This is a genomic window from Atlanticothrix silvestris CENA357 (assembly GCF_016056295.1).
In the GTDB taxonomy this organism is placed as follows: domain Bacteria; phylum Cyanobacteriota; class Cyanobacteriia; order Cyanobacteriales; family Nostocaceae; genus Atlanticothrix; species Atlanticothrix silvestris.
In genome coordinates this window covers 1-20,501 of sequence record NZ_JAECZB010000001.1, presented here as the reverse complement: position 1 = coordinate 20,501, position 20,501 = coordinate 1, and the positions used below count along the sequence as shown (strand labels likewise).

The following is a 20,501-nucleotide window of genomic DNA, read 5'->3' as shown; positions in this document are numbered from 1 at the left end:
GTTAGCAAGAGAATTGTACAATCCAGACGAAAATGATCATCGGGCTGTTTTGTTCCTCAAAAGCAATTTACTTTAAAACACCCTTGACTAATTCATTTTGGAGTGTCTCTGTTGCTTTATCAGCAGAAAGCGGTTTGTAGAATAGGAAACCTTGCACATCCTCGCAGTGAATAGATTTTAAAAAATCTAATTCCTCTTGCTTTTCTACTCCTTCAGCAGTCAGTCTTAACCCTAGGGTTCTCGCCAAGGTAACGATCGCTGTGACAATATGAGCTACTTTGACATCCGTTGTCAATTCTTTGATAAAAGAGCGATCAATTTTGAGATTGTGGAGTGGTAACAGTTGTAGGCGCGAAAGGGAAGAATGACCTGTACCAAAATCATCTATGGCGAGGTGAATACCCATCTTCTCTAAATCCAGCAATACAGTTTTGGTAAACTCCAAATCCTCAATAGCTGTTGTTTCTGTAATTTCTAATTCTAAAAAGTGCGATTCTAAACCTGTTTCTTGTAAGATTTTGGCTACAATTTCCGCAAGTTTGGGTTGACGAAACTGCTTGGGAGAAAGATTGACAGCGATCGTGATCGGAGGTAATCCCGCTTGTTGCCAAGCTCGATTCTGAATACAGGCTGTCCGTAACACCCATTCACCAATGGGAATAATTAATCCACTTTCTTCAGCCAGAGGAATAAAAGTATTGGGTGCGACTAATCCCATTTCAGGATGTTGCCAGCGCAACAGAGCTTCCATGCCAGTAATTTGCCTCGTAGCAATATTAACTTGAGGCTGGTAATATACTATAAATTCTCCCCGTTCAAGGGCATAGCGCAAGCTTTTTTCTAAATTTAGGAGTTCAGGAGTTTTAGTACTGAGAGTTGTGGTGTAGTACTGATAGTTATTTCTTCCTTGATCTTTAGCATAATACAAAGCAGAATCTGCGTGTTGAATTAGAGTTTCGGCATCAGGACTATTTTCATCTAGTAGGGCAATGCCTAAACTCCCACTTACATAAAGTTCGTGCCCATCAAGATGAAAGACATTCTCTAAAGACTGGAGGATTCTCCAAGCTACCTGGGTTACTTCATCGAGGCAATTCACGCGGGGTAATAGGATAGTAAATTCATCTCCTCCCCAACGAGCAACGGTATCTCCACTTCTGAGGGAATCTTTTAATCTTTGAGCGACATTTTGTAACAATCGGTCTCCCAAAGTGTGTCCTAAAGTGTCATTTATCACCTTGAAGCGATCCAGGTCAAGGAACATCACGGCTAAACTTTCTTGATTACGTACCGCATTGGGTAGAGTTTTAGCCAGTAACTCATTAAATAATAGACGATTTGGCAATCCAGTCAGTAAATCATGGAGGGCTTGGTGACGAATTATTTCTTCTACTTGCTGGCGCTGCTGAGCGCCACTGATACTGGCTGCCATTGTCAAAAGTGTGGACTCTTCGTGGCGTGACCAGTAACGTTCCTGTGAGCAGTCTGCTAAACCAAGACATCCCCAAAACTTGTCATCTAGTCGCAGGGGTACTAGAAGTAGGGATTGAATACTTTCTCGAAGGAGAAATTCTTGTTCAGCTAAGGGAAATTCTCGTGTGAGTCCACTAATGGGTTGTCCATTAGAAAGGGCATTATACCAACGTACTAATTCTAGAGACTGATAAGATTGGTTTTGCCAATAGTAGCTCGAAGGCTTAAGGTGGGAGCGTGTCCATTTAAACTGTAGGCTCAACGCCATTTCCCCCGTCACTGGATAAGGATGGTTTTTGAAGAGATAGGCGCGATCGGCTTGAGCAGCTTCACCCAAAACAGCTAAAGCTTTTTCCACGCCAGTTTCGTAATTCATTTCTACTAATAAATAATTAGCAGCTTCCGCAACTGCCTGTAGCAAGCGATCGCGTTGCTGTAATTCGGCTTCGGCTTGCTTTTGCTCTGTAATATCCCTAACAATAAAAGTTCTAATTAAGTCACTTTCAGGAAGAATATGCACCGATTGCTCAAAAACTTCTTGACCAACTTTTACCTCCCGCATAAAAGGATTTATTTTTTGATTATTAACCGCACTTATTAGTCCTATCAACATAGGATGCTGCTTTGCATCTTTCCTGATTTCAGGAAACTTAAGAGCTGCGGCAGGATTGAGGTAAGTTACTGTTCCTTGTAAATCTGTCTCGATAATTGCATTGGGAATGAGTTCAGGGAAGGATGCTAGGCGGGCTAAAGCAGTTTCGCTAGCGGCTTCAAAATTACGATCAAAAACTAGAGTTTGAAAGGGATTTGCAGAATATGCTTGTTCTGATAAAAAGTCAACTATGTCTTCCGCCTCACAAGATTCAGAAAATGCTTGTTCTGAAAGGTTAGAAATAGCATAATATTTAGCATTAGCTTGATTATCGCCAAATACAATGACATCTCCATGTTTGAGGTTATGAGAGAAGCATTTAGCGCCATTCACAAATAAGCCATTAGTACTCCCTTTACCCTTGAAATTGCCATCAATAATTTGAAAGCCATATTGATCAGTTTCTGGAATAGATATCCGCAATAATATTGCATGTTGTCTTGATACTGACCGAGAACGAAGAACGATAGCGTTCCTAGAATCCCGCCCAAGAGAATAAGTAGTCTCTTGAAGAGGGATAGTTCGTTGCCCTTGTAAGTCTTGGACAACCAATAGATGGCGTATCTTTTCCTGCTCATTTCTTGCCATCACTCTTCCTCAAACTCTCATGACTTTGGATCTGCCATCAAAAAGTATTACTCAAACAAGCCTTAACTTTTAGTCCCCATTTTCTGAAAAAGGAGCTTTTTTAGATAAAATACAATGTACAGGTGTGAACACCATTGTTTTTAGCAAGATTAAGTGTCTGCAAGGATATACTTACCAACCAATTTCGCAATATAGGAGTCCGAGATTTCTCCTTTACTCATGATCAAAGTTAGAAAATATAGAACTTTTGGTCACTATACTCCAATTGAATTTTTTCTTAAATATCTAGAATAAATTCTTTTCTCTAATATGATACATGGTAAAAATGCGGATTTTTATCCGGAATAGAGAGAAACCACTCAGAAACTCCAACTACGTTTTATTAAACTAATTAATATGTAAACTTATAAAAAATACATTAGTAAATGTACTGATGAAATAATACTGGTTGCCAAGATTTTTTAATTAAAAGTATGATTTGTATAAAGTAATAGTAACTACTGAAATAAGTGATAAAAAACACTATATAACTACAGATTTTTCTGAACTAGGATATAAAGTAGCTAAAGATAATAATTACGAGTATGGGCGATCTTTTGAGATGATAATCAAACTCCCTTGAATTTAAATATGCTTGGCTTTATCAATAATTCTAGAGAGTATGGATTATTGGCTATTAGAGATGTGCATTTGATGAATAGCAAACTTATCATCACTTTTATGAGACATAACTCAAGTAATTATGCTTAACTCTTTAATTGTGTAGAGATGTTAAAATTAAGACAAATATCAGTAAATAATAATACATCAAAGATATACCAGTTTTTGTTTTTAACTCGTAGTCTGCAACGTAGGACTATTTATTGATACAAAATTTTAATCTGGAGATATTTTTGCTATTAACTCTTAGCATGTTAAAAATTTAATTTTGCTCGTTTATTTATTAATAAATCAAGGGCTATATAAAAAATATCTAGACCGAATTCTATTATTTATGTCTAAATAATCAATTTAAAGGCATAGATTTTTAAAATTGAATTTGTAAATATCGAAATTAAAGTTAGACAATACATAGTCTAATTTTTAGTTGTGATTAGAAAAAGATTTGCTTGATAATAAAGGAGGAAGCCTAATGGCTGACATCAAAATTTTTGAGTTGTATCCTAGTGGTTATGAGCTATTTCACGATTCCGAAAATTTTCTCAGCGAACTGAATACTCAGGATATGGGAACTATCGAGGGTGGTTTTTTTAGTGGCTGGTCTGGTGGTAGCTGGTCTGGTGGTGGCTGGTCTGGTGGTAGCTGGTCTGGTGGTGGCTGGTCTGGCGGCGGCTGGTCTGGTGGCGGCTGGTCTGGCGGCGGAAGGTACTCTAAACATGGCTATTAGTATTAATTAACCGACATAAAAAGCTGTCAATCAAAGCTCCTAGCTTAGTCAGCTATTCGGAAGAGTAATCAGAAATACTTTTCCGCTTTTTTGTTTGTATTTTATGAATTATGTCAGTTATGGCAAATGCGTAATTAGCCAATAAGCAAATTTTTAGACTTCAGAATGGATTATAAAGTATGGAAAAGTACAACCCATCTTCTTGCCACGTTCTTCCCTCTGATTGAACAGATATCAAAGGAATGCCCCAGTCTAGACGAGCGCTGAAGCGATCGCCTTGTAACCAACGTAAGCCGAAGCCCACAGAAGCAAGGGTATTTGGGTCGAGATTATCTCTACTTGAGTTATTCCAAGCAATGCCGAAATCAATAAAAGGAGCGATTTGCAACGTACTATCTATTTGGGGTAAACGGAGAATTGGTATTTGAACTTCAGCAGAAGCAAAAGTACCATTATCCGCCAGCAATAAATCTTGACGATAGCCTCTAACACTGTCTAGTCCACCTATGCCAAACTGCTCTAAAGGTAAAAGCGCTCTAGATGCCAGTTGTGTATTTGCACGAAGTAACAGTAAGGTTTCAGGAGCTAAAAGACGCGCCCATTGTGCTTGCCCTTGCCACGCGAAAAAGCGGCTATCAGGAGTTTCGGAGTTAATCGTGGCATCAAAAGCACCTACGCCTAGATTAAATTGAGAACGCAGAGCAACCACTTCGCGACTATTACGAGATGTCCACTCCTGAAAAAAGCGCAACGCAGATATACGTGTGCGCCCTTCTGCATCAGCTCCAGGTGAAATTTCATTAGGAGAAATTTCTAGGGAAGGTAGAGAAGATACTTGACTCTCACGCCGAGAAGCTGTTATACCTAGAGCAAATTCCTGCGTGGGAGTTTGGATTACTGGCTGGCGAAATGTCAGTTCGTAGTAGCGAGAAGAAGATTGGATATCTAGGAAGTTGAAAGGCTCTTCGATGACATTGCTTGATGCAGTGCCAAAGTTAAAAGAAAGTGTCCCATTATAAGGATTTAGAGGCAACGTATAGCTAGCATCAAAGGCATTGCTACCATCAGTATTAGTGTAAGCTAGACTTAAACCATCTCCCAGTCCTAGTAAGTTGGCTTCATTGACTTGTAATCGGCGACGAAAGCTACCCACACTAGGCGATCGCCCATTATCCAAAACTATTTGAGTACTGAAGGATTGTGCCTCTTTGATCTCGACTTGTAGGACACTCTCGCCTGGACGCGATCCTGCTGACAATTCAGCAGACAAATTTTGAATTAAAGGATTGAGTTGTAATAGTTGCAGTGCCTCTAGCAACCGTTCCCGATTCAGCGGTGCTGATGTAGCTATAGCGAGGCGGCTGCGTACATAATTGGAGTTGAGTCGCGCAGTACCAGTTATCTGGATATCTTCTAACTTACCTTCAACCACTTGAATTTTAATTACACCAGACTTAATTGTTTGAGGTGGAATATAAGCGCCAGAAGTAATGTAGCCTTTTTGGATATATAAATCGGTAATTTTAGAACGAGCTTGAAAAACTTCAGCTAGAGAAATAGGTTTTTTGGTAAATTCAGCAGTGACTTGGGCTAACTCTTCAGGACTGAATACTGTACTACCAATGACTTCAAACTTTTCTACAGTGATAGTCTGAGGAATTTTTTCAGGTAATGGCTGCTCAGGTGTGGTAGATGGCGTAGAGGGTGGAAGTAGTTCTGCTGGTGGGGGGAGCTGCTGTGGCAGTTGAGGCGATGGTAAAGGAGAAGGCACAGGTGGTTGGACATCTTGCGGTGGTGGAAGTTGCTGCGACAATATGAAACTGCTATTAGGTAATTGTGTAGTATCAATAGCTTGGGCTTTTAAAGGCCTAGTAATCAAGCCGCTAAGCAACACAAATATACTCAGCGGTAAATAGCGCACTGCAAAGTTATGAGAGTATTTATCGAGCATGGCACTGGATCGGTTTTTGCCAAAAATTAAGGGATATACGGGAACACTTTCAGATGTAAATATTACTTTATCTTTTGCCCGTAAAGTTAATATCTTTGGCAAATACCTATATAAAAACCAAATCAGCTTGTTTTTGTAAAGGCAAAAAAGAGAAAACGTCAAGAATTTAGCAGATTTAGATAAAAACCCACAAGTGAATCTGAGTATCAATATTCAGATACATAAGAGCTTTGATCGACCCAAATAATTTGCAGATGGAGGCGATACCTACGGTAAGCTACGCTAACGCACTGATGAATTATTTAATAATAAAAGTATTAGCCCGGACTCCAGCCAGATCAATAACTCATCCATTAGGTAGATTAATCGATTGAGGATGTCGCCTCGTTAGTCAGAGGGCACGTAATGTTTAGGTTTCTATGATCAATATTATAAAGATAAAGCTCAAAAGCTAGGTAAAGTCAACAATATTTGTTCTCAAATTCCGTGTTTAAGGCAGAAAGCCAAGGATTAAATGCACGTTAATACTTAAAAACTGATTTTCTGAGACAACAATTAGGAGCTTAACACCATGCTATTTCAAGACCGAACAGCGGCAGGTCAATTTTTGGCTGGGCAGCTAGTAACTTATGCTAATCGCCCAGATGTGTTGGTGTTAGCTCTACCTAGGGGTGGTGTACCCGTTGCCTTTGAAGTTGCTAAAGCATTGAATGCTAGTTTGGATGTGCTTGTAGTTCGCAAGCTAGGTGTGCCTGATGATAAGGAACTGGCAATGGGAGCGTTAGCAAAGCTTCCTAAAACGGAATTTACATCTGGTGGCGTGCAAGTACTTAATGAAGATATTGTGCATCAACTAAATATCTCCGATGAGATAATAGCCAGAGTTGCTGTCCAAGAACAACAAGAGCTAGAGCGACGAGAACAGCTTTATCGAGATAGTCGCCCCTTCCCAGATTTGTGGGCACGTACTGTCATATTAGTAGATGATGGTTTAGCAACAGGTGCAACCATGAGGGCTGCGGTGATGGCAGTGCGTCAACAACAACCTGCTCGTATTATCATTGCTGTACCAGTTGCTGCGCTCGAAACTTACCAAGAGTTAAAAAGTAAGGTAGAAAATATTGTTTGCGCCGCCACACCCAATCCTTTTTATAGTGTTGGTCGTTGGTACGAAATCTTTCCACAAACTACGGATGATGAAGTTTGCAGACTACTTATAAAAGCTGCAAAAAATTATCAACTACTATTCCTGAGTACATAATGCCAGAATTGGCGTTTGGGAATTTAGTTGTTTCAGATTGCTTATTTGGATTTAGACAAAAATATGAAAATTCCACCAGAAATTACATATCGCAATGTAGAGAAAACAAATGCGATTGATACTTTAGTTAATGAAAAAATTGCCAAGTTAGAACATATTTGCAACTATATCAGTAGCTGTCACATTGCGATTGAAAAGGCACACGATCGCCCCCGCAGTGGATCTCCCTACCGTGTCCGGATTGATATGACCGTACCACCTGGTCATGAACTTGTAGCAGAAAGCAATCCGTCAGAGAGTAACCAATACGAACCTCTGGATGTAGTGATCAGAGATGCTTTTAATGCAGCTCGTCAGCAACTTTTCAAGCTTACCAAACAGCAGCATGAAAGCGATCGCTCCAAGAGTTATGAAGAAGTTCAAGAAACCACCGCACTTGTCACTAAATTATTTCGAGACCAAGGTTATGGCTTCTTGAAAACCTTGGATGGCCGGGAAATTTACTTCCACTGCAATAGTGTGCTGCATGACGACTTTGAACGCTTAGAAATCGGTACAGGTGTCCATTTTTCCTTGGAGCAGGGCGAGGAAGGGCCTCAAGCAAGCACTGTAAAAATTATTAACAAACCAGGTGTCCGCGTTGGTAACTCAGAGCAGACTTTAATTGAACCGCCATTAGACTGGAGGGAATAGAGTCGCTGTTGTTCATAAAATAATCTTGTCTGGATAAATGTGTGTTTTGAATAAGCGATCATAAGTCACTTAAGCCTTAAGAATCAACTAGCTGCGACGTTTACTTTAAAATTTTACTTTCCAATAATGTCAACCAAAAAAAGGGTGGGTATAGAATAGTCCCACCCTTTACATTAACCCTCTTTTATCACTTTGGGAGAACCCAATCGCTGAAAGCCTTTCGAGGCTTTAATTTCTAAGTTTTGGCTATAAATTTTAGTTACTGTTAGAAAATAAAGCCTCAAAGCTTGGCTCAATCAAAGTTTCAGAATATTGCTTCGATTATTGTTTTCCGAGAGTGACAGAACAGGGTTAAGATCCTAAAGATCCTAAAGCTTCAGCTGTCTTCTTCTGATCCAACTTGAGAATTAACACACCCAAAGGAGGTAGACACAAATCCAGCGAATAAGGATGATTGTGGAGTGACCATTGATCTGTCCATTTACCACCTAAGTTGCCCATGTTGCTACCGCCATAAGGACGAGCATCACTATTAAACAACTCAGTATAAAATCCCTGTTCTGGGACACCTATACGGTAGTGAGAATGAGGTTGGGGTGTAAAGTTGCAAATCACGACAACGAAACCATCAGAATCTTTGTCTCGACGGATGAAAGAAACCACACTATGGCGGTTGTCGCTACAGTCAATCCACTCAAACCCTGGCTCCGCAAAATCTTGGGTGTACAAGGCTGGTTCAGAACGGTAGAGATAATTTAAATCTTGGAAAAATGTTTTTAACTGTTGGTGCGGCTCGTACTGCAATAAACGCCACTCCAAATCAGCCCAAACATTCCACTCGCTCCACTGTCCAAACTCCATGCTCATAAACATGGTTTTTTTGCCTGGGTGAGCAAACATATATGCAAACAAACAACGCACATTAGCTAACTTCTGCCATGTATCTCCTGGCATTTTACCGATGATATTACTCTTGCCATGTACCACTTCATCGTGGGACAGTGCTAGCATGAAGTTCTCGCTGTGGTTGTACCACATACTAAAGGTAATGTTGTTCTGATGAAACTGGCGGAACCAGGGATCCATGCTGAAATAGTCCAGCATATCGTGCATCCAACCCATATTCCACTTCAAGTTAAATCCCAGTCCACCTGTGTAGGTAGGCCAAGATACCATTGGCCAAGATGTTGATTCTTCCGCGATTGAGAGAATACCAGGGAAATAACTGAAAATGATGTGATTTACCTGGCGTAGGAACTCTGCTGCTTCTAGGTTTTCTCTACCGCCATACTGGTTAGGTAGCCATTCTCCTGGTTTACGACAATAGTCGTTGTAGAGCATGGAAGCGACAGCATCAACTCGAATTCCGTCAATATGGTATTTATCAAACCAAAAGAGGGCATTTGCCACTAAGAAATTCCTAACTTCGTGGCGACTGTAGTTAAATACTAAGGTACCCCATTCTTTGTGTTCGCCTTTGCGGGGGTCAGCGTGTTCGTATAGGTGGCTACCATCAAAGAAAGCTAAGCCATGACCATCTTTGGGAAAGTGACCGGGAACCCAATCTACAATCACGCCAATGCCGTTCTGGTGGCATTTGTCGACAAAGTACATAAAATCTTCGGCAGTACCAAAGCGCGAAGTGGGGGCAAAGTACCCAGTTACTTGATAACCCCAAGACCCATCGAAGGGATGCTCTGCAATGGGTAGCAGTTCCAGATGGGTGTATCCTAATTCTTTAACATAAGGAATAAGGCGATCAGCTAGTTCCCGGTAGGTAAGGAAGCGTGCGCCGGGATTTAATTCCGAAACAGTAACTACAGGTTCGTTTTCGCCACTGGGTAGTTTAGATGGTTCTGTACTAGAAGCGTGTAACCAAGAACCTAAATGTACTTCGTAAACCGAGACTGGTTGGGTGAGGGGGTCGCTATGACGGCGCTTTTCCATCCAGTCTTCATCACCCCAACCGTAAGCATTTAAATCGGCGACAATAGATGCTGTTTTCGGGCGAGGTTCTTGCTGAAAACCGAAGGGATCGGATTTTTCGTAAATGTGTCCTTCAAAATTTTTGATTTCGTATTTGTAATGCTCCCCTACGCCAATTTCGGGAATAAATAATTCCCAAACACCTGTGGGCCCTTTACGCATCTGGTGTTTACGTCCATCCCAAAGGTTGAAATCTCCCAGTAAAGAAACATTACGAGCATTGGGTGCCCAAACGGCAAAATAAACGCCCTTAACACCATCTATTTCTGTAGGGTGCGCTCCCAGTTTTTCGTAGATACGGTGATGATTTCCTTCAGAAAATAAGTGTAAATCAAAGTCTGTTAAACGGGGGGAACGAAAGGCGTAAGGATCATAAGTAACACGCTCATGTTCTCCTTCTTTAATTCGTAATTGGTAGTTTGTTAATTCTGCTATTTCAATCGTGCATTCAAAAAAGTGGGGATGATGCACGGTTTGCATTGGGTATTCCTGTCGTTGTTCGGGAAGGACTACCCATACAGCGCTGGCATTTGGTAGGTAGGCTCGCACAACCCAGACATTTTTGCCATTTTGTTCTATGGGATGAGAACCTAATATTTCAAAGGGATCGTGATGTTGATTCCCTACTATACGGTTAACCTGTTCAGGGGCAATCGTGGTCATGGACATGAAGCTACCTACATCTAAGTATAAAGGGATTAACTAAATCTGCTGTGTAATATCTATATATATTCTTTACATTTATTTGCAATTTTGTCGCCACAGTTATCGTACATCAGAATGAGTCATCAGTCCTTCTGGGATAGTCGAATAGTAAAGGGACAAACAGTATAAGGCAAATATCTATAGACTATTGAGGGTTGAAAAATTTGTCAAAAATCTAAGAATGGGAAAAACTGACGTAAAACATTACGTATCCGTATCAGGTAAATAGTCTGGCGTAAATTGGCACTTAGCTTAGGCGGTGGACTTACTTGCAACTGCTCTTGCAATTGTGCGTATTCGGCAGCATTTAGAGGCTTGCCATCAATAGGCGATCGCGCGTCTACAATAATCTCTGCCCGCAATATTTCTTCTGGTATGTCTTCTGGCGGTGGTAACGCTATAACTACAGTACCCCAATGACTGCTTAACCACACCAAGATACTAGTGCTGATACTCAAAACAGAAAATCTTATCTGCTTCATCACTATTCCTTGAAATTATGAGTCCTCTATTACAGATTTTTTAACTTTTATAAACCTGATACCAACATGATGATATACAAAATCAACTACGCTTGATTTCTCGCCATTCCCAATGCCAAACCCAATAGCACACAAACTTAGCTGTAATACCAATGCTTTCATCCAATCAATTTTCTAGCATTTAAGCGTTAGCTTGTTGCTAGTTGTTAGCTAATAGCAGGAATTATTATTTTTTGATCTTGTTATGATATCCAGATAATTTAAAAATTGTGTGAAGTCAGCGTAAAAATGCTATCTATTAGACTTCACACCAGACTACTTTGCTAAATATATCGCCTGTAAACTTCTAAATACAATTAGGCAAAACTATATGATCAGGTAATTTTTCCACATAAGGAAGGGGAATAATAGAGAATGTTCAACAGCAATTTTCAATAAATAACCATGATGAATTTTGACAAATTCTCAGTAGTCCCAGCTAGCTCAAATGGTTAGCTTAGTAAGCTCTGGCCTCAACTTGCTATGTTGTGGCTCAGATTTACCCAAATCAATGATTACAGGCGGACACTTAGTTACGGTAATAACCATTCTCACAAGTGTCCTGATACCTGAAAGCCCCAAATTAACGAATGCTTTAGCAAGCTTAAGGCTTTTATCTACTGACAAAAGCATAAAATGGACACACCCAAAATTAATTACCTTAAGCTACGCCGTGATGGATTCCATCACTAACATAATTTTGGGCGTGATAGACCACGACTAGGGTGTTGTAGTTGGACTAGGAGTAACAGGAGGAGTAGCTCCTGTGTCAGCTGGTTCACCAGGTGCTGGAGTAGTAGTTCCAGCCGGTTCGTTAGTATTTTCGCAGGCTCCGACAATTGCTGCCAGACTTAACATTAAAGCCAAACCAAGGATTTTTGTTCTCATAACTCCTCTTTCACCAAATTGCGGCATTAAAAATATTTCGCCTGTTGAATAAGATAACCTATTTGTTGCTTTTTTTTTAAAGGCCTTGCGATTACATATTTAAAAGCAATACTTTAGGATGATTTTTTTTAGTTTAGTTATTATGCACTAGGCTGATTACTTTCTTGGACTTCCCAACTGAGAACAAAGTAACTTAGTTACCGAATGTAGATGATCAAGATTGGTGGCTAATCGAGCTATCATACCAAAAATTGTCTTAGTTTTTGCAAACTCTTGGCCATTGTCGTATGACGTTGCCATACTTAGATGCAATACCTCTAATAACTCAGTTTTCCAATAGCTGTTCGCCGATTGCAAGGCTTGTAATCACCAAGTGATGCAAACATCGCTACAGCTACCTATCAGAAATATTAAAGGTGGTCTAAGTCCTAATCACCCAAAAGGCGATTTTAACCTTAGCAAAAATAGACAATTGGTCTAAAATACATTACTTCTAATAATCCTAAAGAACTTATGGCTGCTGCTCGCAAACGAGATTACACCCCATCTGTAGAGAAGCGGCGCTCTGTGCGTCTTGGTTCAGCTACACGTAGTGTATCTACACTCGCTACTGAAAATTCATTTCTATCTTCTTTAAAACAACAGCGTTCTGAAAAAAAATTATCCTTTCCTACTACCCGTGGAACACAAGATCTGAGCAAGCGAACAGTTTCTAATCTCCAAGAGCATTCAAATACGGCACAGAAAAGGCTAGAGACTGGCTCTCACCCCCTACCTACAGTATCTCCTTCTAAAGCAGCACCTCTATGGTTACTGCGGCTGTACAACTTACATCAATATTCCTCAGTTGTGGCATTTTTTTTGGTAGCAGCAACTCTGGTGGTTTATGGTTGGACAGTATATTCTCAAGAACTTTGGGGTCAAGATTACCGCAGATTGCAAAATCTGCAACGTAATGAACGACAACTAACAACAACCAACGCAACTCTGACTAACAAAATGGCTGAGGAAGCAGAACGACCAACCGCAGGATTAGTGTCCCCAACTCCAGCAAAGACAATTTTTTTACCTCCAGCATCTCATGGTTCTAATCCAAAGCCCTCTAACGGAACACCAAAGTCTGAAACACAACAATATATTCCCTCGCCACTAGGATACTAAAGTTGAGAGTCAAGGATCATTAGTGTTTTCATCAAGACTCTAACTCCTGACAAAAGACAACGGATGAACTTAATGCAGAAGTCACCAAACAGATCAAAATTGAGAAATTTTTGGCAGCCACCATTTACGAGACGACCAAAGTCTTCCAGGCCAGAGGGGATAGAGAGACCTGCCTCTAAGACCCAAGACCAGACTCCAAACACCAAATCGAGAGTGTTAATAGCATGGGGCATATTAATTGCCGCAGGCTTGGGTTTAAGTATCAATTTATACAGACTACAGATTATACAAGGTTCAAAGCTAACGCAGAAGGCCCGAAACCAACAAATGGTGAATTTGCGGCCTTTTACGCCTCGCCGCCTAATGGTGGATCGGAATAAAAATGTGTTGGCAATTGACCGTCCTGTATATACAGTTTTTGCTCATCCCAAATTGTTTGAAAAGTCTAATGAAGAAATGGCAGAGCGACTAGCCCCAATATTGGACAAAAACCCTGCTGAATTAGTCAAAACTTTTCAAAGCCGAAAAAGTGGAATTACACTTGCTGCTGCCTTACCAGAAGCAAGTGCCGATCGCATCAGCACATTGCGTTTAAATGGCTTGGAGTTAATTCAAAAATACTCACGATTTTATCCGACAGAAGATTTAGCCGCTGATGTGGTGGGCTATGTGAATATTGACCGTCGTGGTCAAGCAGGGGTGGAATATAGTCAAGAGAAGTTATTAGAACGTTCTATGCAGACGGTGCGCCTGAGTCGGGCGGGTAACGGGGCCTTGATGCCAGATCATGCACCAGAAGGATTTTTGCATTTTGATGACCTACAATTACAACTGACTATTGATAGTCGTCTACAAAGGGCTGCTCGCATTGCTCTCAAAGAACAATTGGAGAAGTTTGGCGCGAAACGCGGCGCGGTAATCGTGATGGATGCCTTGGATGGTTCTCTACTTGCTTTAGTTTCTCAGCCTGCATATAACCCCAATGAATACTCGAAAGCAGATATTTCGTTGTTTAAAAATTGGACAGTAGCTGATCTTTATGAACCAGGATCAACTTTCAAGCCTTTGAATGTGGCGATCGCTCTAGAAAATGGTGTCATTAAACCAGATGATGTATTTGATGATCCCGGTACTATTAAAGTCGCTGACCGGATCATCAAAAATGCTGTGATCAATGGTTATCGCCGAATTAACATTGCTCAAATTCTTCAAACCTCTAGCAACGTCGGCATGGTGCAAATTATCCAGCGATTGCGCCCTTCAGTATACTACAACTGGTTAGAGCGTTTGGGTCTAGGACAAAAAGTAGATACAGATTTACCTTTTGAAGTTAGCGGTCGCCTCAAAACTCAAGAAGAATTTATTGGCTCACCCATTGAACCAGCAACTAGCTCCTTTGGGCAAGGCTTTTCTCTGACCGCTTTACAGTTGGTGCAATTGCACGGAGCCTTAGCTAATGGTGGCAAACTAGTCACGCCCCATGTAGTTCAGGGGCTAATTGATAGTAAAGGGCAGATGCATTATTCACCTGCTCGCCCTGCACCACGTCAAATTTTTTCTAGTGCAATTGCCCAAAAGGTAGTAGAAATGATGGAAACTGTTGTTTCTGAAGGGAGTGGTAAATCGGCTCAAATTGCGGGATATCGCATTGGGGGTAAAACTGGTACAGCCCAAAAAGCTAGCCCTTCTGGTGGTTATATCAAGGGTGCTAGAATCACTAGCTTCGTGGCAATTTTACCCGTGGAATCTCCCCGGTATGTAGTTTTGGCATTGGCAGATGAACCAAAAGGAGAAAATGCTTATGGTTCTACTGTCGCTGCACCAATTGTTAAGTCGGTGATGGAAGCACTGATTCCTATTGAACAGATTCCACCAACTCAGCCAATCAATCAACAGCTTACTGATCCTGCTCCATAAAGCTCAGACAACAGGATAATAATATCTGCCTTTTCGCTGTGTTCCTGAAGTTCCGATTTCAAAACTAGAACTTATTTGAATATTAACTGGCGATCGCCCGCTAATAACAACAGCTTAGCTGCCTCCTAAACTTTTTTTGCAGAATTTGTTGACATCAAGAAGAAAATTAGTTAACTTATAAAAGGTCTGAGTCTGATGCCCCCATCGTCTAGAGGCCTAGGACACCTCCCTTTCACGGAGGTAACGGGGATTCGAATTCCCCTGGGGGTATTTAAATAAGAAAAAGTCAAAGTCTGGTAACAAAAGAGCCAGGCTTTGTATTTTATTAAGTCTTTGCTTTTGTTATAAATTTTCCCCAAGTAAAGACTTAATATTTTGCTCTAAAAGTTTTAATTGGCTAACTGCTCCACACGTTGGTGAATAGCTAAAAGATTTAACCGCAGGTCATTGCTGAGGCGACGTTCAATAATACCCACTGGTATAGTCCGTTTAGGCCAAATTTGGATGGTATAACAGAGATTTGTTCCTACATGCTCACTAAAAAAATAAGGCTCTAGACACCAACTACCAGAAAAGCCTTTAAAATCTCCCTCTACCATTTGAAAATTAATTGCTTTAGGGAAGCATTCTTCGAGATCTAAAACCACACGCGCACAAAAGTTGAAATTGAGTAAGCGCTGAGAGCCTATTTGTTCAAGTCGAATACCACCGTTAGGATGTTCAAGCAAGCGACTTTTAGCAAGGTTGGGTATAAAATCAACCAAGGCTTCGTAATCTGTAAGCACCTTCCAAATTTGCTCAATAGGGTGAGGAATTTGCACATTAGCAGTAATTTGCCGTTGTCGTTCTGCTATTTTCTCAATTTTGACTGCTACAGTTGGCAATTCACCCAAATTAGCAGTCAAAGAATCTTCTTGGCTTGTTTCCTCACCAGGGGTGATGAGATCAAAATCGTCTATAGTGTTGTGTTGTTCAGTCACTTTCAGAATATAGTTTGCTGTCGTCAGAAAATTGGGGCAGTATCAGGGTAAAGCAAATTTCGCTCAACTGAGAATCTGAGATTGAAACACTCTCAACCGTGATCTCGCCATTTAGATGCTGTACTAAAGACTTAACTAAAGCCAGTCCTAAGCCAGTACCTGGTGTCCAGCGACCTTTACCACGACGGAACCGATCAAAAATATAGGTCGCTTCTTCTTCAGATATGCCACGCCCTATGTTAGTTACCTTAATAATAACTTGATCGATTTGTTTCTCAACTTGGTGAAAAGCTTCCAAGTGGACAATACTCTCACGCTCTGAGTATTTACAAGCGTTAGTTAACAACTCTTGTAGAATACGGTCAAAACTATCTAGCTCGGTTTGTAATTTTAACTGCTCCTCTGGCAAATCTAGCGTTATGCTTAACCCTTTATCTACCAGCTTTTTATCAAAAGATACCTTTAATTCCTGGATTTTCGGATTTAAATTAATAGTTTCAAATTGCGGCGGTTCTTGGTGAGACTCTAGTTTCTGGAGTGTCAGCAAATCATTAATTAAGTTAATTTCTTTAGTACATTCTTGCTCTAGAATATCCAAGTATCTAACCTGACGCTCTGGGCCTATTCCCGGCAGCCGTAAATTTTTGATTGACAGCAGCATATTTGTTAAAGGGTAGCGCAAGCGATCGCTCATGTTGCTGAGAAATTCATCTTTGAGTTCGTTAAGTTCTCGTAGTTGCTCAACATATTGCCGTGTTCTTTCATGTAATTTTCCCTGGAGTTCCAGACTACTTTTGAGCTTGGCCGTGCGATCATCTACCAGGGTTTGTACTTGCCGCAATGTCTGTGACTGAATTATGGCATTACTTACTTGGGCACAGACCATTTCCACAAGATTTAATTCTGCTAGTTGCCAATTGCGAGCTACTGCTTGCTGTAACACCAAAAATCCTAAAATCCTGCCTTGGTTTTCTAATGGTACTAACAACACCGCAGGTAACACCTCAATTACAAACAATGGAGCAGATGTTGACGTATCCGGAAGAGCTGTATAGTCATTGATGATGACTGGTTTTCCAACTTCTGTGAACACACGCTGGCATAAACCACAATTTAACAGGGAGAATGACTGCTCTAATTTATCTATTTTATGGCGACGGATGGTTGACGATTCACGATTCCATTCACCAACAACAGTAGCTTTGGCATTGGGAATTTGCTTTTTCGGTTGAAACCTAAATAATGGATCTGTATATTTCAGCAGGATGAGCAAGCCTCGATCTGCCTGAAGAGATTCGGCAGTAGAAGCTATCGCTAACTGGAGCATTTGATTTAACTCCAAGTTAGTACGACTTAGTATTGTTAATTGCTTGATCAAATTTTGATGTTGGTTCGTCTTTTCCAGAAACTGCTGTTGACTGGCAATTAACTGTGCTTGTGCTATCTGAGAAAAAGCGATCGCACAAGAAGACTCTACCACTTTTAACAGTTGTTTTTCTGATTCACTCCAATCACAGGGTTGGAATTTGATCAGACTAATTACGCCATTATTTTTGCCCCCAAACCGAGCAGGAATTGCCAAAACTGCTTTAATTGGTAGTGGTAAATATTGACATCCAACTACCAAACTGTTTTGAATTGTGGAGATGTCCTCTATAGTCAAAGTTTCAGCAGCACATTGTACTACTGGTAAGTCCATCAGTAACTGTTCCATAGAGAACATTTCACTGGGGTGTGGCATCTCTAAATATTCATTAGAACACCAATTCGCAGTAGTAGCTTCGCCTGATACTTCGCTCGTCACAGTAACTAAGCAGCAGCAATCTACTTTGAAGGCAACTCCTAACAATTGAGCAATCTCTTGCAGCATTATCGCTGTAGCTGGGCTACTGGCAATAATGTGGTTAATCTTTTGTGTCAACTGGTGGGCTAGTTCTTCCTGATGCTGCATCAGCTTGACCGGGTATGATTGTAGTTGCTCTAGGTCATTTGGATATGGTGACGGCAGTGATAAATGCTTTTTCATTACTGGCACCCTCTTAGATAATGACCCCATTTTTTTGCACCCAAGTTTTTGGCATATTCTTCTGTTTTAGTGGTATCGCTCCACTTGATGAATTAAAAATTTTCTATTAAAACTTTCTTTTAGCTGTTGTAGCCTTTTTCTATAAAAATCACCAATATACTAGTGCTTTAGATAAACCCTTACACACGTATTAAAATATTTTAAATACATCAAATTGCTTGATTAGACTTACATGTAAGCGATTTATGCAGACTCACTTTATTAACTTGGACTAGGATATCCTGTCTGTAAGTATACATAAACCGTAATTATTCTGGAATTGGGGCGACAGTGGAAAAAAAATCCCGCACTAATACTGGTGCTAATATAAAAATGAGTCTCAGTTTTAGCACAGATTCTTCAAATACTAGCCATCCTTCTAAGTACTCTCAACTAATAGTAAATTATTGTCTCAGTGTAAATATTGAGTTTTGGGCAGTTGATCAATCAAGATAGAATGCTCATAATTTGCTTGATATCCTTGATTAGGCTACATTTCCTACAATCATTCACTTAAATTTAATTTCATTAAGTGTAACTACTCGGCTAAGAATAGCTTTATTTAAGTATTATGACTACATAATTTATAAGTTTTGTAAGTGGCATTTAGATTTAGAGCATGAATGCAGCCTAGTTACTAATGAAGGCAACTGAGCTGCATTCACCGTAATTAAAGGCTATGCATTTAAACTCTCGACGCTGAGAGGAACCATATCGCCGTTCTTTGTTAATCCTAACAACATCGGTTGTTGAGGTAGAATTAGTTGACCTGTGAGTACGCAACGTTCTTCTTGCTGAGCTGTGGCCGCTATACTAGCTCGAATATCGGCTCGTGAAAATCTGGGTTTCCACTCACCTGACTTTTGCTGGACGTAATTCCAAAGGATATCTCGAATCAAAGCTTGATACCCTTGATTGCCAGCTATCTCTTTGAGTTTATCTTTAAGTTCTCGCTCTAAGCGAATACTGGTAACTTCCATGTCGGTAGTTGGGGTGCGAGCGATGGTATGCATGATTTTTTCTCCTTAAAGGTATAGACAGGATAGTAATACAAGTGTAGTATGTTTAAAGGAATGTTCAATAGGTGAAATTTTCTGTGAAATCCATTTACCCCATCTCTACTTTTTTTAGTGCTACCAATTGCCGAGCCAGTTGGGAATCAGTCGCTGTGGAAGTGGAGTCTTTATTTATGGGTGATGGTAGCCGAGATCATCGGCAAATTAGAAAAGTTAATTATGATTTTAGATATCTCAGCATTGGTGTGCTGCATGTAAAACCACAACTGGATAAAAGAAGCGGGAAGTACAGACGAAAGAATACTGTACCGATATAAGACCAAAAAACTTTTGGTCAATTTCTAACCCCTGCTTCACCTAAACAAGAAGCGGGGTTTTTTATTAAGATGTGCAAGCAAACCTGGAATAACAGGAGAGCATAAGGAATGCTGAAATTAACTTATACCGAAGGGAGCTTTTATTTAGAGTATCTGACTCAGTCACTAGAGGAATGGGTGGCACAGCGAGTGATTTTGGCACTACGCGTTGGACAAAGTTTGTGCGTTGAACCCAGCACTGCTTCCTTTTTGCTACCTGTTGATTTACCAGGAGTGGATTTGCTCACAGATGAAGTGAAGCGAGACGATAGTGAAATTATTGCCTTGTGTGTTTGTGATCACGAGTATGTGGAAGTTAGCCTGAAGGGTTATTGGTTATCGGATGGTTCTGAGGACGTTGTGGGTGTGTTTGTCACCACTATGAATGATTCGCATAACAGTAATAGCTTTGCTTCACGCGCTGAGTTCTGTTTGCACAAACTTTGGCAGGAAGCTCAAGCATGTGCTTCTGTCATGAGTGAATAAATTACATAAAAAAACATATCCCTCTTCTGTCACTTTCCGGAATAAGCAAGTAGTTCAGGAGCTAAATCATCCAGAAGCATAATAGGGTTTAAATTGATTCATGGCTGCAATTAAATGATTAAATCCCAGTAACAAATTTGAATTAGGGAAAATACTTAACCAGGGATAAATTAACCAAAATAGTAAAAGTGGTTGGATAATGAGACGCAGATTATTTAAAGTATTCTTCCACCCGGATTCATGATTCCATTGCTGATGATTAGAAAAATCAACATGACTATTTTCTTGTGCCTCAGTCTCAGGTTGACGAGATTGATTGAAGGCTAAGAAGACTGGAGAATTTAAACTAATCATCGTATAAACACTAAAAATAATCTCCCACCATCTCTCAATATGTTGGAAATTAGTGAAACGG

The 20,501-nt window shown here is 40.3% G+C and carries 15 protein-coding genes, 1 tRNA gene and 1 pseudogene; 8 read left to right on the top strand and 9 right to left on the bottom strand.

What is annotated here, in order from left to right; translation table 11 throughout:
* Positions 1–67 precede the first annotated feature (67 nt).
* Complete coding sequence (locus I8751_RS00085; RefSeq protein ID WP_214437137.1) at positions 68–2,713, bottom strand: EAL domain-containing protein; 2,646 nt, start codon at positions 2,711–2,713, stop codon at positions 68–70.
* Between the two features lie 1,132 nt (positions 2,714–3,845).
* On the opposite strand from I8751_RS00085, the gene I8751_RS00080 reads away from it, so the two are divergent.
* The gene (locus I8751_RS00080) at positions 3,846–4,100 is read left to right on the top strand and encodes a hypothetical protein (RefSeq protein WP_214437136.1); all 255 of its coding nucleotides are present in this window, start codon (positions 3,846–3,848) and stop codon (positions 4,098–4,100) included.
* Between the two features lie 160 nt (positions 4,101–4,260).
* On the opposite strand, the gene I8751_RS00075 is transcribed toward I8751_RS00080, so the two are convergent.
* Positions 4,261–6,051: a ShlB/FhaC/HecB family hemolysin secretion/activation protein gene (locus tag I8751_RS00075; protein WP_214437135.1), complete on the bottom strand. Its 1,791-nt coding sequence runs from the start codon at positions 6,049–6,051 to the stop codon at positions 4,261–4,263.
* Between the two features lie 571 nt (positions 6,052–6,622).
* On the opposite strand from I8751_RS00075, the gene I8751_RS00070 reads away from it, so the two are divergent.
* Together I8751_RS00070 and I8751_RS00065 are read left to right on the top strand one after the other, a co-directional pair.
* Positions 6,623–7,312: a phosphoribosyltransferase gene (locus I8751_RS00070; RefSeq protein WP_214437134.1), complete on the top strand. Its 690-nt coding sequence runs from the start codon at positions 6,623–6,625 to the stop codon at positions 7,310–7,312.
* A 63-nt stretch (positions 7,313–7,375) separates the two neighbouring features.
* The gene (locus I8751_RS00065) at positions 7,376–8,005 is read left to right on the top strand and encodes an HPF/RaiA family ribosome-associated protein (protein ID WP_214437133.1); all 630 of its coding nucleotides are present in this window, start codon (positions 7,376–7,378) and stop codon (positions 8,003–8,005) included.
* Positions 8,006–8,356: 351 nt separating this feature from the next.
* Here the strand turns inward: I8751_RS00065 and glgB are convergent, their stop codons facing one another.
* From glgB to I8751_RS00050, 3 genes are all read right to left on the bottom strand, one after another.
* Positions 8,357–10,660, bottom strand: a complete 2,304-nt coding sequence (gene glgB, locus I8751_RS00060; RefSeq protein ID WP_214437132.1) for a 1,4-alpha-glucan branching enzyme — start codon at positions 10,658–10,660, stop codon at positions 8,357–8,359.
* 203 nt (positions 10,661–10,863) lie between these two features.
* On the bottom strand, positions 10,864–11,178 hold the full coding sequence (locus tag I8751_RS00055) for a hypothetical protein (protein ID WP_214437131.1): 315 nt from the start codon (positions 11,176–11,178) through the stop codon (positions 10,864–10,866).
* A gap of 759 nt (positions 11,179–11,937) precedes the next feature.
* Positions 11,938–12,105 (bottom strand): hypothetical protein, encoded by a 168-nt coding sequence (locus I8751_RS00050; protein WP_214437130.1) that lies wholly within the window; start codon positions 12,103–12,105, stop codon positions 11,938–11,940.
* A 513-nt stretch (positions 12,106–12,618) separates the two neighbouring features.
* On the opposite strand from I8751_RS00050, the gene I8751_RS00045 reads away from it, so the two are divergent.
* From I8751_RS00045 to I8751_RS00035, 3 genes are all read left to right on the top strand, one after another.
* Complete coding sequence (locus tag I8751_RS00045) at positions 12,619–13,266, top strand: hypothetical protein (RefSeq protein WP_214437129.1); 648 nt, start codon at positions 12,619–12,621, stop codon at positions 13,264–13,266.
* A gap of 72 nt (positions 13,267–13,338) precedes the next feature.
* Positions 13,339–15,183, top strand: coding sequence for a peptidoglycan D,D-transpeptidase FtsI family protein (locus tag I8751_RS00040; RefSeq protein WP_214437128.1), 1,845 nt, complete (start codon positions 13,339–13,341; stop codon positions 15,181–15,183).
* 197 nt (positions 15,184–15,380) lie between these two features.
* Positions 15,381–15,453 (top strand) — tRNA-Glu (locus I8751_RS00035).
* A gap of 119 nt (positions 15,454–15,572) precedes the next feature.
* On the opposite strand, the gene I8751_RS00030 is transcribed toward I8751_RS00035, so the two are convergent.
* The 3 genes from I8751_RS00030 to I8751_RS00020 form a co-directional block, all read right to left on the bottom strand.
* Positions 15,573–16,163, bottom strand: a complete 591-nt coding sequence (locus tag I8751_RS00030; protein ID WP_214437127.1) for an SRPBCC family protein — start codon at positions 16,161–16,163, stop codon at positions 15,573–15,575.
* On the bottom strand, positions 16,156–18,189 hold the full coding sequence (locus I8751_RS00025) for a sensor histidine kinase (protein ID WP_214437126.1): 2,034 nt from the start codon (positions 18,187–18,189) through the stop codon (positions 16,156–16,158). The genes I8751_RS00030 and I8751_RS00025 overlap by 8 nt, the downstream gene beginning before the upstream one ends.
* 716 nt (positions 18,190–18,905) lie before the next feature.
* Positions 18,906–19,241, bottom strand: coding sequence for a ribbon-helix-helix domain-containing protein (locus I8751_RS00020; RefSeq protein WP_214437125.1), 336 nt, complete (start codon positions 19,239–19,241; stop codon positions 18,906–18,908).
* A 71-nt stretch (positions 19,242–19,312) separates the two neighbouring features.
* On the opposite strand from I8751_RS00020, the gene I8751_RS00015 reads away from it, so the two are divergent.
* Together I8751_RS00015 and I8751_RS00010 are read left to right on the top strand one after the other, a co-directional pair.
* Entirely contained in the window at positions 19,313–19,561 is a 249-nt protein-coding gene (locus I8751_RS00015; protein ID WP_214437124.1) for a hypothetical protein, read from the top strand.
* Positions 19,562–19,669: 108 nt separating this feature from the next.
* Positions 19,670–20,086: an alr0857 family protein gene (locus I8751_RS00010; protein ID WP_214437123.1), complete on the top strand. Its 417-nt coding sequence runs from the start codon at positions 19,670–19,672 to the stop codon at positions 20,084–20,086.
* Between the two features lie 66 nt (positions 20,087–20,152).
* Here the strand turns inward: I8751_RS00010 and I8751_RS00005 are convergent.
* Positions 20,153–20,501: pseudogene (locus I8751_RS00005) on the bottom strand (IS701 family transposase); the annotation flags it as partial.